This window comes from Dyella thiooxydans, assembly GCF_001641285.1.
In the GTDB taxonomy this organism is placed as follows: Bacteria; Pseudomonadota; Gammaproteobacteria; order Xanthomonadales; family Rhodanobacteraceae; genus Dyella_A; species Dyella_A thiooxydans.
The window spans coordinates 65,068-81,532 of record NZ_CP014841.1; the positions used below are offsets into that span (position 1 = coordinate 65,068).

General features: G+C 68.9%; 7 protein-coding genes. 5 read left to right on the plus strand and 2 right to left on the minus strand.

Annotated features, from left to right (window positions below; translation table 11 throughout):
- The first annotated feature begins 430 nt into the window (after nucleotides 1-430).
- Together ATSB10_RS00305 and ATSB10_RS00310 are read left to right on the plus strand one after the other, a co-directional pair.
- Nucleotides 431-2,047: an alpha-glucosidase family protein gene (locus ATSB10_RS00305; protein ID WP_063669902.1), complete on the plus strand. Its 1,617-nt coding sequence runs from the start codon at nucleotides 431-433 to the stop codon at nucleotides 2,045-2,047.
- Nucleotides 2,048-2,054: 7 nt separating this feature from the next.
- Nucleotides 2,055-2,516 carry a GNAT family N-acetyltransferase gene (locus ATSB10_RS00310; protein ID WP_063669903.1) on the plus strand — a complete coding sequence of 154 codons (462 nt, stop codon included), beginning with the start codon at nucleotides 2,055-2,057 and terminating at the stop codon, nucleotides 2,514-2,516.
- 10 nt (nucleotides 2,517-2,526) lie between these two features.
- Here the strand turns inward: ATSB10_RS00310 and ATSB10_RS00315 are convergent, their stop codons facing one another.
- Both ATSB10_RS00315 and ATSB10_RS00320 read right to left on the minus strand, forming a co-directional pair.
- Complete coding sequence (locus tag ATSB10_RS00315; RefSeq protein ID WP_063669904.1) at nucleotides 2,527-3,282, minus strand: molybdopterin-binding protein; 756 nt, start codon at nucleotides 3,280-3,282, stop codon at nucleotides 2,527-2,529.
- On the minus strand, nucleotides 3,275-4,204 hold the full coding sequence (locus tag ATSB10_RS00320; protein ID WP_236886462.1) for a cytochrome b/b6 domain-containing protein: 930 nt from the start codon (nucleotides 4,202-4,204) through the stop codon (nucleotides 3,275-3,277). Before ATSB10_RS00320 ends, ATSB10_RS00315 begins: the two co-directional genes overlap by 8 nt.
- A 376-nt stretch (nucleotides 4,205-4,580) precedes the next feature.
- Between ATSB10_RS00320 and ATSB10_RS00325 the strand changes: the two genes are divergently transcribed.
- From ATSB10_RS00325 to pgi, 3 genes are all read left to right on the plus strand, one after another.
- Nucleotides 4,581-13,196, plus strand: coding sequence for a glycoside hydrolase family 94 protein (locus tag ATSB10_RS00325; protein ID WP_236886463.1), 8,616 nt, complete (start codon nucleotides 4,581-4,583; stop codon nucleotides 13,194-13,196).
- An 88-nt stretch (nucleotides 13,197-13,284) separates the two neighbouring features.
- Entirely contained in the window at nucleotides 13,285-14,706 is a 1,422-nt protein-coding gene (gene zwf / locus ATSB10_RS00330; protein WP_063669905.1) for a glucose-6-phosphate dehydrogenase, read from the plus strand.
- 103 nt (nucleotides 14,707-14,809) lie between these two features.
- Nucleotides 14,810-16,453: a glucose-6-phosphate isomerase gene (pgi, locus tag ATSB10_RS00335; RefSeq protein WP_063669906.1), complete on the plus strand. Its 1,644-nt coding sequence runs from the start codon at nucleotides 14,810-14,812 to the stop codon at nucleotides 16,451-16,453.
- Nucleotides 16,454-16,465: the final 12 nt, after the last annotated feature.

Here is a 16,465-nt window from a genome sequence, read left to right on the forward strand (position 1 = left end):
GTGGTGCGGCTTCCGCGGCATCGAGGGCAACGCTTTGTGCGCGTAGGACCGGGCCGAAGGAGGTCGCCCGCACGGACGATCGGAGGTCAGCTTGCCCACGGGGCGTCGCCAAAATCGGCCCAGCCGATACAGCCATGTGGATGTTGCGCATGCGATGGCGCGGCTGCGAGGTCGTTGGCAAGTCGAAAACGGCTGTGGGTGGAGCTTCCGGCCGTGGCTGCCGGCAACGGGGCAATGCCGGGGAACGGGGAAAGTACCGCAATGCATCATGCGAAGCGGCCTGCGTGGCCCGCGAGTGCGCCGGATGAATACGTATGCAGACCCATCGGAAGGTGATGGACGCACCTTTAAGCTCCCCAGCCATCGCTGCACTCCAACGCAGCACGCGCGAGCCCGGACAGGGGTAGGGCGCGTTCGCAGGGATCAATACATGCAAAAGCAACCGTGGTGGCGCGGAGGCGTCATCTACCAGATCTATCCGCGCAGTTTCCTGGACACGAACGGCGACGGTGTCGGCGATCTGCCGGGCATCATCGAGCGGCTCGACTACGTGGCCAGCCTCGGCGTCGATGCGATCTGGATCTCGCCGTTCTTCAAGTCGCCGATGGCCGACTTCGGCTACGACATCGCCGACTACCGCGACGTCGATCCGCTGTTCGGCACGCTGGATGACTTCGATCGCCTGCTGGCCAAGGCGCACCGCCTCGGCCTGAAGGTGATGATCGACCAGGTGCTCAGCCACACCTCGATCGAGCACGCCTGGTTCCAGGAAAGCCGGCAGAGTCGCGACAACCCGAAGGCCGACTGGTACGTGTGGGCCGATGCGCGCGAGGACGGCACACCGCCGAACAACTGGCTGTCGTTGTTCGGCGGTTGCGCCTGGCAGTGGGAGCCGCGGCGGGGGCAGTACTACCTGCACAACTTCCTCACCTCGCAGCCGGACCTCAACTTCCACCATCCGGCGGTGCGCGAGGCGATCCTGGACAGCGTGAAGTTCTGGCTCGATCGCGGCGTCGACGGCCTGCGGCTGGACGCGATCAACTTCTGCTTCCACGACGCCCTGCTGCGCGACAACCCGGCCAAGCCGCCGCACGAGCGGGTCGGCCGCGGCTTCAGTCCGGACAACCCGTACGCGTTCCAGCGCCACTGGTACAACAACACGCAGCCGGAGAACCTCGCATTCCTCGAACAGCTGCGTGCGCTGCTGGACTGTTACGACGAAGTGGCTGCGCTGGGCGAGATCTCGTCGGAAGACTCGCTGGCCACCATGGCCGAGTACACCACCGGCAAGCGACTGCACCTGGGCTACAGCTTCGAGCTGCTCACCGACGATTTCAGTGCGGGCTACATCCGTGGCACGGTCGAGCGCCTCGAAGCGCAGATGACCGAGGGCTGGCCATGCTGGGCGATCTCCAACCACGACGTCGAGCGCGTGCTGTCGCGCTGGGGCAACGGCGATGCCTCGCCAAAGCTGGCCAACCTGCTCACTGCGATGGTCTGTTCGCTGCGCGGCTCGGTCTGCGTGTACCAGGGCGAGGAGCTGGCGTTGACCGAGGCCGAGGTGCCGTACGAGGCGCTACAGGATCCCTACGGCATCGCGTTCTGGCCGAACTTCAAGGGACGCGACGGCTGCCGCACGCCGATGCCGTGGAATGACCAGCCCAACGCCGGCTTCAGCGCGGGCAAGCCGTGGCTGCCGGTGCCGGCCGACCATGCGGCGCGCTCGGTGTTGGAGCAGGAGGATGCCCCGGAGTCGGCATTGAAGGGGTTCCGCACCTTCATGCACTGGCGCCGCACGCAGCCGGCCCTGTGCTGGGGCGACATCCGTTTCCTGGATGCTGCCGAGCCGGTACTGGCGTTCACCCGCACGCTGGATGGCCGTTCTGTGCTCGCCGCGTTCAACCTCTCGTCGCAGGCCGCCTCGCTCGATGTGTCGGCGCTGGGCCGGCTCTCGCCGCTGGATGGCCACGGCCTTGCATCAGGGGCGATCGACGGCAGCGCGCTGCACCTGCCTGCGCATGCGGTGATGTACGCGGCCATCGGCTGACCGCGCCGTGAGCTTCCGGATTCGCCTGGACGACCTGCGGGGTGCGTCGGTGCACGCGCTGCTGCGCGAGCACCTGGCAGGCGTGGCGCTGCACTCGCCGCCGGAGAGCATCCATGCGCTGGACCTCGAAGGCCTGCGCGCGCCGGGCATGAGCTTCTGGACGCTGTGGGACGGTGAGGAGTTGCTCGCCTGCGGGGCATTGAAGGAACTGGATGCGACCCACGGCGAAGTGAAGTCGATGCGCACGGCTGCCGCGCATCTGCGCAGGGGAGCTGCGCGGGCGATGCTGGAACATGTCGTGGCCGAGGCGCGCCGCCGCGGCTATCGCCGTCTGAGTCTGGAGACGGGCACTGCCGCGGCGTTCGAGCCGGCCCACCGGCTGTATGCGTCGGCCGGCTTCGTACCGTGCGGACCGTTCGCCGACTACGTGGACGATCCCTACAGCTGCTTCATGACGCTGGAGCTCTAGCGGGGAGCACTCAGATCCCCGCGTACCACTCGTAGCCGTAGTCTTCCCAGTAGCCGCCGTTGCCGCCGGAGATGTGGGCGAACGAGTCGACCAGTTCGATGCGGGCGATGTACTTGGCCTGCTTGTAGCCGAGCTGGCGGCTGACCCGCAGGCGCAGCGGGGCACCGTTCTTGATCGGCAGCGGCTTGTCGTTGAGGCCCCAGGCCAGCAGGGTCTGCGGGTGGCGTGCCTCGGGGATGTCCACGCTCTCGTAGTACGGCTCGCCCGGGTCCATCTCGTCGTAGCAGTGGAACACCACGTAGCGTGCCTTCGCCTGCACGCCGACCTTGTCCAGCACGTGCGACAGCCGCGTGCCGTGCCACTTGCCGATCGCGCTCCAGCCCTCCACGCAGTCGTGCCGGGTGATCTGCGCCACCTGCTCGATCTGCTTGAGGTCGTCGATGGAGAACGACATCGGGCGATCGACCAGGCCGCCGACCTGCAGCCGGTAGTCGCGGAAGCCGTTGGCGAGCAGCGCCTGGTAGGCCGGGGTGGTCGGCATGGCGGTGCCGTTGGAGCGGAACACCGGGGACAGGTCTGCCTCGGTGTATTCCTTCGCCATCGCGCTGGACGGCGCCAGCAGCGCCTGCACGCGGCGATTGAGCCCCTGTGCCTTGTTCAGCACCTTGGGGCCCCAGCTGCTCCCGGATATCCTGTCGCAGCCGGCGAGCACCAGGCTGGCTGCGCCGCCGATGGCCAGGCGCAGGAACGAGCGGCGGTCAGTCATGGCGGTTCTCCGTGGCCTCGTCGGCTTTGCCGGGAGTGGGGGTCTCGTCGATCCGGTACCAGCCGGTGATCATGCCGCGCAGCTGGTTGAAGGCACCGGTGATGATCACTTCGAACACGTGGATCAGCACGAAGGCGACGAAGCCCCAGGCAATGATGAAGTGGATGGTGCGCGCGCTCTGGCGGCCACCCACCGCCTCCACCAGCGGCGACAGCACCGCATCCATCCGTGGCGACATCGCCAGCCCCATCAGCACGATGCCGATGCCGAAGACCAGGATCACCACCAAGTAGGCCAGCCGCTGCAGGATGTTGTAGCGCAGTGCCTCCTCGCCGTGCAGGTGCTTGAACTTGAGGTGGTCGACGATCGAGCGGCCGATGCCGCGCCAGTCCTGCCTGGTCGGCACCAGGTCGCGCTGGAAGTGGCGCGTGGCCAGCGAGTAGCCGAGGTAGCACAGCCCATTCAGCACGAACACCCAGGCGAAGAAGAAGTGCCACTGGCGGCCCATCGCCAGCCAGCGCGGACCGGGAATGGTCAGCCAGGAGGGGAAGCCGCGTACCTGCGGCTGGCCATCGGGCCCGGCGGACACGCCAAGCACCCCGGTGGTAACGAACTCGTGGCGGCCGACGCGGGTGACGCCCACCAGCTTGCCGTCGGCACCCATGCGGGCGTCCAGCGCCAGGATTTCCTTGCCGGGATCGGAGCGGTTGCCCAGCGACAGGCTGGGGTGGGCGTTGAAGATCTGCAGGCCGCTCATGAACAGGATCGACAGCGCGATCACGTTGATCCAGTGCATCAGCCGGATCGGCCAGCGGTGGCGATAGACCAGCCGGCCGGGCGGCCGACGGAGCCCATCGGCTGCGGCGTCCGTGCTGGTGGCCGGGAACGCCGGATCTGCGTTGCTTTCCAACTGCGCGCTCATGCCCTGCCCCCAGAAGCGTCGCCCGGATCGGCGATGGCGGCAGTGTAGCGCCGCGTGAATGTGCCCATGTCTCCCCCCGTGCGGCCTTGGCTGTGAAGCGGCGCGCGGCATGCGCGACGCGGCCTCGCCGTGGGCGCGTCCGGCCGACGTGCGGCTTCGGCCCAGGCTTGGCCAGCACACATTCGCCAGACCGAACGCTGTGGTTACACCGGCACACGTGCGTCCGGCCGGAACCCGGATTTCACGCGGCAGGGCGTATCCATGCCGGGTGGATGGCCACTTGCCCCGGATCTGGTCGTCTACGCCACGACTGCCAACGCCCCGCGCTGCGCCGCGATGACGCCCGACAGCCGGTCCGCAACGGGAGCCGCGTGCCTTGAAGAACCAGCACCGATCGACTTTCCACCCGTCCGTGCGCATCGGCGCGACCCCGGGTCGCGACGGGCCGCTGGCCGGTCACGAGGGCGAAGAGCCGACCCTGCGTGGCGAGCTGTTCAGCGCCGAACAGATGGAGCTGCATGGCGTGCTGCTGGCGCGACGGCACCGGCTCAGTCCACGCTCCACGTCCGACCGCCTGCTGCGCCGCCTCGACGACAACGACCGCGTGCTGGCCGAGGCCTGCGAGGCACTCACCGCCGCCTCGCAGGCCAGCCGCCGCGTGTCGCCAGCAGGCGAGTGGCTGCTGGACAACTATTACCTGGTCGAGGAGCAGATCCGCACGGCCCAGCGGCATCTGCCCAAAGGCTACAACCGCGAACTGCCGCGCCTGGCCGACAGCGGCGCCGAGGGCTGGCCGCGCGTGTACGAGCTGGCGCTGGAGATCATCTCGCACGGCGACGGGCGGGTGGACGACGACAGTCTGGGGCGCTTCATTGCCGCCTACCAGGGGATCCAGCCGCTTACCCTGGGCGAGCTGTGGGCGATCCCGATCATGCTGCGGCTGGCGCTGATCGAAAATCTGCGCCGCGTGGCCGCACGGGTGATCGCCGACGGCAATTATCGTGAGCTGGCCGGCCAGTGGGCCGACACGATCACCGAGATCGCCGAGCACGATCCAAAGAGCGTGGTGCTCGGCGTGGCCGACATGGCGCGGTCCAACCCACCGATGGCCAGCGCCTTCGTGGCGGAGCTTGCGCGTCGGTTGCAGGGGCAGGGCCCGGGACTGACCATGCCGCTGACGTGGCTGGAGCAGCGCCTCGCCGAGAGCGGATCGAGCGTCGAGCACCAGGTGCAGATCGAGGCGCAGCAACAGGCCGCCGACCAGGTGTCGATCGGCAACAGCATCGGCAGCCTGCGTCACCTTGCGGCGGTGGACTGGCACGCCTTCGTCGAGCGGCTGAGCGTGGTGGAGAACCTGCTGCGCAGCGACCCGGCGGGTATCCATGCGGGGATGGACTTCGTCACGCGCGATCACTATCGCCACGTGATCGAACGCCTCGCCCGGCGCTGCGGACGATCCGAGCCGGAGGTCGCGCAAGGCGCGCTGGCGCTGGCGCAACACGCGGCGGCGGTGGAGGTCGCGCCCGGCATCGAGGCACACGTGGGCTATTACCTCATCGACGACGGGCGCAACGCGCTCGAGGAGGCGGTGAAATTGCGCCTCGGGCTGCTGGCGCGGCTCGGCCGCCGCGTGGCGCGCATGCCGCTGACGGCTTACCTGGGACTGATCGCGCTGCTCAGCCTGTTGATGGCCGAGCCGCTGCTGGAGGCGGTGGCACGGAGTCGCGTGCCGCCGTGGGCGCTGTTGCTGCTGGCCGTGCCCGCGCTGCTGGTGGTGAGCCAACTGGCCACGGGGCTGGTCAACTGGCTGGTGACGGTGTTCGTGCCGCCGGCGATCCTGCCGCGCATGGATTTTGCCGAGGGTATCCCGGACCAGGCGCGTACGCTGGTGGTGATTCCCACCCTGTTCGGCAGCCTGGCGGACGTGGACGAGCTGGTCGATGCGCTGGAGGTGCGCTACCTGGCCAATCGCGACCCGAACCTGCACTTCGGCCTGCTCAGCGATTTCACCGACGCCGCCGTCGAAACCCTGCCGCAGGATGCCGCCTTGCTGGCACGGGCGACATCGCGCATCGAGGCCCTCAATGCGGCCTACGCCGGCGGCGCGGCCGACCGGTTCTTCCTGTTCCATCGGCCGCGCACCTACCACGCGCCCGACCGCGTGTGGATGGGACGCGAGCGCAAGCGCGGCAAGCTGGCCGACCTCAACGCGCTGCTGCGTGGGGGCGGTCGCGAATGCTTCGCGCGGATCGTCGGCGACGTGGTTGCGCTGCAGGGTGTCGTCTACGTGGTCACGCTGGATTCCGACACCGAGCTGCCGCGCGACGCGGCAAGGCGTTTCGCCAGCGCAATGGCCCATCCGCTCAATCGCCCGATGTACGACCCCGCACGGGGCCGCGTGGTGCGCGGCTACGGCATCCTGCAGCCGAGGGTGGGCGTGAGCCTGCCCGGCGCTGCGCGATCGCGCTATGCGCAGCTGTTCGGCAGCGAGGCCGGCATCGATCCGTATACGCGCATGGTTTCGGACGTCTACCAGGACCTGTTTGGCGAAGGCTCGTTCATCGGCAAGGGCATCTACGACATCGATGCGTTCCGCCTTGCGCTGGACCGGCGCTTCCCCGACAACGCCATCCTCAGCCACGACCTGATCGAGGGCGCCTTTGCGCGCTCCGGTCTGCTCTCCGACGTGCAGCTGTACGAGCCGTACCCGTCGGGCTACCTGGCCGACAGCCAGCGGCGACATCGCTGGATCCGTGGCGACTGGCAGATCCTGCCGTGGCTGCTGCCGCGCGCGCCCGGGCCGGTGGGCTGGCTGCGCAATCCGCTGTCGGTGCTGTCGCGCTGGAAGATCCTCGACAACCTGCGGCGCAGCCTGGTGCCGGCGGCCTTCGTGCTGCTGCTGGTGGTGGGGTGGCTGGGCGTAGCCGGGGTGGTGTCGTGGACACTCGCCATCCTTGGCCTGGTGGTGCTGACGCCGGTGCTGGGCACGATGCTGGTGCTGGTGCAGAAGTCGCCGGACGTGCAGTGGCGCGCGCATCTGCGCGTCGTCATGCGTGCGGGCATCGCGCAGGGCCTGCGCGCGGGATTCTGGGTGATGACCCTGCCATACGAGGCCCTGTATAGCCTCGATGCAGTGCTGCGCAGTGTGTGGCGGATGTCCGTGAGCCGGCGGCACCTGCTGCAGTGGCGTCCCTCGCGCGACGGCGCGCAGGAGGCGCGCAGCGCCCCGTCGCTGGTGCTGCGCCGGATGTGGATCAACCCCGCGCTGGCGCTCGCCGCGGCGGTCGCGCTCGCCGTGCTGCGCCTGCCGGCGCTGCCGGTAGCTGCGCCACTGCTCGCGCTGTGGGCGCTGGCGCCGGGCCTGGTGTGGTTTTCCGGCGAGCCGCGCCGGCGCGAGGTATTCGCGCCGACGGCTGCGCAGAGGCGTTTCCTGCGCATGCTGGCGCGGCGTATCTGGGCTTTCTTCGAGGTCCACGTCGGCAGCCACGACAATGCGCTGCCGCCGGACAACATGCAGGAGCATCCGGTCGAGACGGTCGCCCACCGCACCTCACCGACCAATATCGGGCTGGCGCTGTTGTCCAACCTGGCTGCCTGCGACTTCGGCTACATCACCGCCGATCGACTGATCCGGCGCACCGCCGACACGCTGCACACCATGCAGGGCCTGGCGCGCTATCGCGGGCATTTCTTCAACTGGTACGACACCGTGACGCTGCAGCCGCTGGCGCCGCAGTATGTCTCGACCGTGGACAGCGGCAACCTGGCCGGCCACCTGTTGACCCTGCGCCCCGGACTGCTCGCTCTGATCGACGCGCCGGTATTCCATCCGCGCCTGCTCGACGGCCTGGTCGATACGCTCGACCTGCTGGCCAACGCGCGTCCGGACGACGACTTTCTGGTTGCTGCCTGCGGCGAGCTGCTGCGGCGTCTGGAGGATGCGCGCGAAGCGCCCCCGCGCACGTTGCCGCAGGCGCGGGACGCGGTGCGGCCGATCCACGCCGGCATCCTCGCGATGCAGCCGCACGTGCCGGCCGAGGCCCACGACGAGACGGCGCTCTGGTACGGCAGGCTGATGGAGCAGGTGCGGGACGTGCTTGGCGAGCTGGATGACCTGGCGGACGCTCCGGACACCGACGCCATTCCCACGCTGCGCGAGCTGGCGGCAACCCCGGCCGGGTCGGCGGCGGAGCCCGGCGGAGTGGCCGGTCGCGCTCGTGCCCGCATCGCGGAACTGGGCCGACTGGCAGCGCTCGCCGGCGACATGGCGGTGATGGATTTCAGCTTTCTCTACGAGCGTCGACGCGACCTGCTCAGCATCGGCTATAACGTCGACGAACGCCGTCTCGATGCCGGCTTCTACGACCTGCTCGCCTCCGAGGCGCGTCTGGCCAACTACGTGGCCATCGCCCAGGGCCAGCTCCCGCAGGAAAGCTGGTTCACCCTGGGCCGACTGCTCACCACCACCACGCGCGACCGCCCGGTACTGCTGTCGTGGACCGGCTCGATGTTCGAGTACCTGATGCCGATGCTGGTGATGCCCAGCATCGAGGGCACGCTGCTGGACGAGACCTGCCATGCGGCGGTGGCGCGGCAGATCGAGTACGGCCAGCAGCTCGGCGTGCCGTGGGGCGTGTCCGAGTCGGGCTACAACACGGTCGACGTGCATCTCAACTACCAGTACCGCGCGTTCGGCGTGCCTGGGCTGGGGCTCAAGCGGGGGCTGGGCGACGACGTGGTGGTGGCGCCGTATGCCGGCACGATGGCGTTGATGGTGGCGCCCGCGGCCGCGTGCGCCAACCTCGAACGACTGGCGCAGGAAGGTCGCCTGGGTCGCTTTGGTTTCTACGAGGCGATCGACTACACCCCCGCGCGCCTGCCGCACGGGCAGAGCGCCGTGGTGGTGCGCTCGTTCATGGCGCATCACCAGGGCATGAGCCTGCTGTCGCTGGCCTACGCCCTGCTGGACCAGCCGATGCAGAAGCGTTTCGAGGCCGATCCGCAGTTTCGTGCAGGCGCGCTGCTGCTGCAGGAGCGCGTGCCGGAGACGGCGACCGAGTATCGCCATGCCACCGGCTTCCCGATCCTGCCGGTGGATGCCGCCGTGGCCGAGAGCACCTTGCGCGTGTTCACTGACCCGGACATGCCGCGCCCGGCGGTGCAGCTGCTGTCGAACGGGCGTTACCACGTCATGGTGAGCAGCGGCGGCGGTGGCTACAGCCGCCATCGCGACATGGCGGTCACGCGCTGGCACGAGGATATCAGCAGCGACCACTGGGGCCAGTTCTGCTACCTGCGCGATGTGGAAACCGGAGCGTTCTGGTCCACCGCGCACCAGCCCACGCTGCACCAGCCGGAGCACTTCGAGGCGATCTTCTCCGACGCGCGCGCCGAGTTCCGCGTGCGGGAGCGCGACTACGACGCGCATACCGAAATCGTCGTCTCGCCGGAAGACGACATCGAGCTGCGTCGCGTGCGCCTGACCAATCGCGGCCGCACCGCGCGCACCATCGAGATCACCACCTATGCCGAGGTGGTGATCGCCCCGGCGGCGGCCGACGCGGCGCACCCGGCCTTCAGCAACCTGTTCGTGCAGACCGCGTGGCTGCCGGCGGCACAGGCGTTGATCTGCACGCGGCGGCCGCGCTCGGCCGGCGAGGTGGTGCCGTGGATGTGCCACCTGATGGCGGTGCATGACGTGCGGGTGGAATCGCTGTCCTACGAAACCGATCGCGCGGCCTTCATCGGCCGCGGCCGCAGCCTGGTGCGTCCGAGGGCGCTGAGCGACCGGTTGCAGGTACAGCTGGGCAACAGCGTGGGCTCCGTGCTCGATCCGATCGTGGCGATCCGTTGCCGCATCACGCTGGCGCCGGAGCAGTCGGCCACCATCGACATCGTTACCGGCGTGGCCGGCAGCGACGAGGCCTGCCGGCACCTGGCGGAGAAGTACCGCGACCGCCACATCGCCGACCGCGTGTTCGACCTGGCCTGGACGCACAGCCAGGTGCTGCTGCAGCAGCTCAACGCCGTGCCGGGCGACGCGCGGCTGTACGAGCGCATGGCGGCATCGATCGTCTATGCCAACACCTCGCTGCGTGCCGAGCCGGGCGTGCTTCAGGCAAACCGGCGTGGACAGTCCGGACTGTGGGGGCAGTCGATCTCCGGCGATCTGCCGATCGTACTGGTGCGCATGACCGACCCGGCCAACATCGAACTGGTGCGCCAGCTGGTGCAGGCGCATGCGTACTGGCGGCTGAAGGGGCTGGCGGTAGACCTGGTGATCTGGAACGAGGACCAGGCCGGTTACCGCCAGCGGCTGCATGACCTGATCATGGGGCTGATCGCCTCGGGCACGGAGGCCAGCCTGATCGATCGTCCCGGCGGCATTTTCGTGCGTCCCGCGCAGCAGCTGTCGGTAGAGGATCGGGTGCTGGTGCGCTCGGTGGCCCGCGTGGTGCTCAGCGACGTCCGCGGCTCGCTGGCCGAGCAATTGGAGCGTCGCCGGATGGAGCCGCAGCTGCCGCGCTTCGATCCCACCCGCATCCGCACGCCCGAGCCGCTGGCTACGGTATCCGCGCCCGATCCTCAGCTGGCCACGCTTCAGCTGGGCAACGTCTATGGCGGCTTCAGCGCGGACGGCAGCGAGTACGTGATCGTGCTGCTTCCGGGCAGCCCCACGCCGGCGCCGTGGTGCAACGTGCTGGCCAATCCGGGCTTCGGTTGCGTGATCTCCGAAAGCGGCGGCGCGTGCACGTGGAGCGAGAACGCGCACGAGTTCCGCCTCACGCCCTGGCACAACGATCCGGTGACCGACGCCAGCGGCGAGGCGATCTACCTGCGTGACGAGGAAAGCGGCCACGTATGGTCGCCCACGCCGCTGCCGCGCCGTGGTTCAGGGCGCTATGTCACGCGGCACGGCTTCGGCTACTCGGTGTTCGAGCACGTCGAGGACGACATCGAAACGGAGTTGTGGGTGTACGTGGCACTCCACTCGCCGGTGAAGTTCTCGGTGCTGCGCCTGCGCAACACCAGCCGCCAGCCGCGCCGGCTGTCGGCCACCGGTTACGTGGAATGGGTGCTGGGTGACCTGCGCGCGAAGTCGGCGATGCACGTGGTGACCGAGTCCGACCCGGCCACCGGTGCGCTGTTCGCCCGCAATGCCTACCACATGGATTTCGGCGGGCGGGTGGGTTTCCTCGACGTCGACGGCGGCGCGCGCAGCGTCACCGGCGATCGTCGCGAGTTCCTCGGCCGCAACGGCAACATGCGCGCGCCGGCGGCGATGGGGCGCAGCGGCCTGTCGGGCCGTCTGGGCCCGGGGCTGGATCCCTGTGCGGCGATCCAGGTGCCTTTCGAGCTGGCGCCGGGAGAGACGCGCGAGGTGGTATTCCGCCTCGGCGCCGGGAGCGACGCGGCCAGCGCCAGCGACCTGGTGCAGCGCCTGCGTGGTTCGGCCGCGGCGGCCATGGCGCTCGACGAGGTGCGCGCGCACTGGCACTGGACGCTGGGCAAGGTGCGGGTGCGCACGCCCGATCCGGCGGTGGACGTGCTCGCCAACGGCTGGCTGATGTACCAGGTGATCGCCTCGCGCTTCTGGGCCCGCAGCGGCTACTACCAGTCCGGCGGTGCGTTCGGCTTCCGCGACCAGTTGCAGGACACCATGGCGATGATCCACGCCAGTCCGTTCAGCGCGCGGCAGCACCTGCTGCTCAGCGCGTCGCACCAGTTCGTCGAGGGCGACGTGCAGCACTGGTGGCATCCACCCACCGACCGCGGCGTGCGCACGCACTGTTCGGACGACTACCTGTGGCTGGCGCTCGCCACCAGCCACTACGTGCACACCACCGCCGACACGGGCGTGCTGGACGAGCCCGTGGGCTTTGCCGAAGGTCGCCTGGTGAAGCGGGACGAGGAGTCGTACTACGACCTGCCCACACGTTCGGAACAGTCGGCCACGCTGTACGAGCACTGCGTGCGCGCAATCATTCACAGCCGCGCACGCGGCCCGCATGGATTGCCGCTGATCGGCACCGGCGACTGGAACGACGGCATGAACCGCGTGGGCGAGCAGGGGCGGGGAGAGAGCGTCTGGCTGGGTTTTTTCCTGGTCGATGTGCTCCGACGCTTCGCCAGGACCGCGCGCCGGTATGGCGACGGCCCGTTCGCCGAGCAGTGCGAGAGCGAGGCGGCTGCCCTGTGCGAGTCGCTGGAGGCCCATGGCTGGGACGGCGCCTGGTATCGCCGCGCCTATTTCGACGACGGCACGCCACTGGGTTCCAGCGCCAATCTCGAATGCCGCATCGACTCGATCGCGCAGAGCTGGTCGGTGCTCTCGGGCGCGGCGCCGGAAGCGCGCCGGCGGCAGGCGATGGAGTCGCTGGACACGCATCTGGTCAAGCGGCGCGCCGGCCTGATCCAGCTGCTGGAACCGCCGTTCGACCGCTCCGCGCTCGACCCGGGCTACATCAAGGGTTACGTGCCGGGCGTGCGCGAGAACGGCGGCCAGTACACACATGCCGCGGTCTGGGCAACGATGGCTTTCGCCGCACTCGGCGACGGCGCGCGCGCATGGGAGCTGTTGGGCCTGATCAATCCGGTCAATCATGGCAGCGGCACGGGCGACATCGAGGTGTACAAGGTGGAGCCCTACGTGGTCGCCGCCGACGTCTACGGCGTACCGCCGCACCAGGGACGCGGCGGCTGGAGCTGGTACACCGGCTCGGCGGGATGGATGTACCGGCTGATCGTCGAATCCTTGCTGGGCCTGCGTGTGGAGGGCGAAAGCCTGCACGTGGAACCTGTGCTGCCGTCGGGCTGGCTCACGTATGAACTTGCGTACCGGCATCGTGAGACCGATTACCGCATCGTGGTGCATCAGGGCGACGAGCCGGAGCGGGTGCGCGGCATCACGATCAACGGGCGCCCGATCGAGGGCGACGTGGTGGCCCTGGTGGACGATGGCGGCGAGCATCTGGTGGAGATCCGCACCTGAGTTTTAACGTCGCTTATGCGCGGCGTGTGGATAGTGGCGGGGTTGGACGCGCGCGTCCGCCCCCGCTCCTTTCACTGCGAGACCATGGATGACACCCGCGACTTCCCGCTCCGACGCCTTCGTCTTCTTCGGTGCCACCGGCGACCTCGCCTACAAGAAGATCTTCCCCGCGCTGCAGGCGCTACTGAAGGACGGCGAGCTGGACATGCCGATTATCGGCATCGCCAAGGCCGGCTGGTCGCTGGATCAGTTGAAGGCGCGGGCGCGCGAGTCGCTCGAGCACGCCGGCACGGTCGACGAGGACGCCTATGCCCGGCTGTGCCGGCAACTGCAGTACATCGACGGCGACTACGCCGACGACACCACGTACGCGCAACTGCGCGAGGCGCTGCGCGATGCCCGGCGCCCGCTGCACTACCTGGCGATTCCGCCCAGCCTGTTCCCGACCGTGGTGCAGGGTCTGGCCGAGGCCGGCTGCGCACGCGACGCGCGGGTGGTGGTGGAGAAGCCGTTCGGCCGCGACCTGTCCTCGGCACGCGCGCTGAACCGCGTGCTGCACAGTGCGTTCGACGAGTCGGCGATCTTCCGCATCGACCACTACCTGGGCAAGGAGGCGGTGCAGAACCTGTTGTACTTCCGCTTCGCCAACACCTTCCTCGAGCCGGTGTGGAACCGCGACTACGTGCAGAGCGTGCAGATCACCATGGCCGAGGACTTCGGCGTGCAGGGCCGCGGCGCGTTCTACGAGGAGGCCGGCGCCATCCGCGACGTGGTGCAGAACCACCTGCTGCAGGTAACCGCGTTGCTGGCGATGGATGCGCCGGTGGGGCATGACGCCGCCTCGCTGCAGGCGGAGAAGCTGCGGCTGTTCCGCGGCATGCGTCCGCTCCGGCCCGAGGACGTGGTGCGCGGCCAGTTCGACGGCTACCGCGACGAGCACGGCGTGGCCGACGACTCCAACGTGGAGACCTTCGCCGCGCTGCGCCTGCATATCGATACCTGGCGCTGGGCCGGCGTGCCGTTCTACATCCGCACCGGCAAGTGCCTGCCGGTGACCGCCACCGAGATCCTGGTCGACCTGAAGGTGCCGCCGCTGGCGATCTTCGACACCATCGAGCCGCCGCAGTCGAACTATTTCCGCTTCCGGCTCAGCCCCGAGGTGGTGATTTCCGCCAGTACCCGGGTCAAGCAGCCGGGGGCGGAGATGCGCGGCCAGTCGGTGGAACTGGTCGCCCGGCGCGACACCGCCGACCAGCAGACCCCGTACGAACGCCTGCTCGGCGACGCGATGCGCGGCGACGCCACGCTGTTCACCTCCGATGCCAGCGTCGAGGCGGCCTGGGCGGTGGTCGATCCGGTGCTCGACCTGCCCGAGCCGGTACATACCTACCGGTCCGGCAGCTGGGGCCCCGACGCCGCGGCCGCGCTGGTCACCGACTGCGATGGCTGGCACGACCCGGCGCCCGATGCGGCAGGCGCCGGATCGGTGCCTTCCCCCGCGAAGCGCTGATCGCACCGGCTTCGGTTTACTCTAGAAGGCCGCCTTTCCCCGATGCCGGGTCCCGACGACCGGCGTCCCTCACTCTGATGGAACGCCCGTGACTGCTTCCCCGATGCCCGAACTCACCCAGCGACCCGAATGGCAGGCGCTGCGCGCGCATGCCGAGGCCAGGGGCCAGCGCCACCTGCGCGAGCTGTTCGCCGCCGATCCGTCGCGCGGCGAGCGGCTGACCGCCGAGGCGGTCGGCCTGTACATGGACTTTTCCAAGCAGCGCGTGGACGACGAGACCCTGCACCTGCTGCGCGCGCTGGCCGAGGCCTGCGACCTGGCCGGACGCACCCGGGCGATGTTCGAGGGCGAAAAGATCAACGCCACCGAGGGACGCGCGGTGCTGCACACGGCCTTGCGCGCGCCGGCGCACGCGAAGGTCGAAGTGGATGGCGAGAACGTGATCCCCGAGGTGCATGCGGTGCTCGATCGCATGGGCGCTTTCGCCGACAAGCTGCGTGGCAGCAGCTGGCTCGGTCATACCGGTAAACCGATCCGCAATGTGGTGAACATCGGCATCGGCGGTTCGGACCTCGGTCCGGTGATGGCCTACGAGGCGCTGCGTCACTTCAGCCGTCGCGACATGACCTTCCGCTTCGTCTCCAACGTGGACGGCATCGATTTCGTCGAAGCTACGCACGACCTGGATCCGGCCGAGACACTGTTCATCGTCTGCTCCAAGACCTTCACCACGCTGGAGACGCTGGCCAACGCGCAGGCGGCGCGGCGCTGGTGCCTGGCCGCATTGAAGGACGAGACGGCGATCGCCCGGCACTTCGTCGCCGTGTCGACCAACGCGGAAGAGGTGACGAAGTTCGGCATCGACACCGCCAACATGTTCGGCTTCTGGGATTGGGTCGGCGGGCGCTATTCGATGGACTCGGCGATCGGCCTGTCGACCATGCTGGCGATCGGCCCGGATGGCTTCCGTCAGCTGCTCGCCGGCTTCCACGCGATGGACGAGCATTTCCGCAGCGCGCCGCTGGAGCGCAACCTGCCGGTGCTGATGGGCCTGATCGGGATCTGGAACACCGACTTCCTCGGCGCGGAAACCGTCGCCGTGCTGCCCTACGAGCAGTACCTGAAGCGCTTCCCCGCCTATCTGCAGCAGCTCACCATGGAGAGCAACGGCAAGGGCGTGACGCTGGATGGTCGTCCGGTGGATTACGCCACGGGCGCGATCTACTGGGGCGAGCCGGGCACCAACGGCCAGCACTCGTTCTACCAGCTGATCCACCAGGGCACGCGGCTGATTCCCTGCGACTTCATTGGCTTCGGCCAGCCGCTCAGCCCCCTGCCGCTGCCCGACGGCAGCGACCAGCACGACCTGCTGATGGCCAACCTGATCGCCCAGGGCGAGGCGCTGGCCTTCGGCAAGACCGCCGACGAGGTGCGCGCCGAAGGCGTGGCCGAGGCGCTGGTGCCGCACAAGACCTTCCCGGGCAACCGGCCGAGCACCACGATCCTGGCCGAACGGCTCACCCCGCACGTGCTCGGTGCGCTGGTCGCGCTGTACGAGCACGCCACCTTCGTGCAGGGCGTGGTGTGGGGTATCGACTCGTTCGACCAGTGGGGGGTGGAGCTGGGCAAGGTGCTGGCCAAACGCACCGCGGCGGAACTCACCGGTCGCGGCGAGCCCGAGCTCACCCACGACAGTTCCACCAATGCGTTGATCCGCCGCTACCGCGCACTGCGCGACGCCACCTGACGCGCGCCCCTG

What these genes read in the sequence shown, in the direction of transcription:
- ATSB10_RS00315 (WP_063669904.1), bottom strand. Translation starts at nt 3,282, where the DNA reads ATGACTGACCGCCGCTCGTTCCTGCGCCTGGCCATCGGCGGCGCAGCC.
- ATSB10_RS00305 (WP_063669902.1), top strand. Translation starts at nt 431, where the DNA reads ATGCAAAAGCAACCGTGGTGGCGCGGAGGCGTCATCTACCAGATCTAT.
- zwf (WP_063669905.1), top strand. Translation starts at nt 13,285, where the DNA reads ATGACACCCGCGACTTCCCGCTCCGACGCCTTCGTCTTCTTCGGTGCC.
- ATSB10_RS00320 (WP_236886462.1), bottom strand. Translation starts at nt 4,204, where the DNA reads ATGAGCGCGCAGTTGGAAAGCAACGCAGATCCGGCGTTCCCGGCCACC.
- pgi (WP_063669906.1), top strand. Translation starts at nt 14,810, where the DNA reads ATGCCCGAACTCACCCAGCGACCCGAATGGCAGGCGCTGCGCGCGCAT.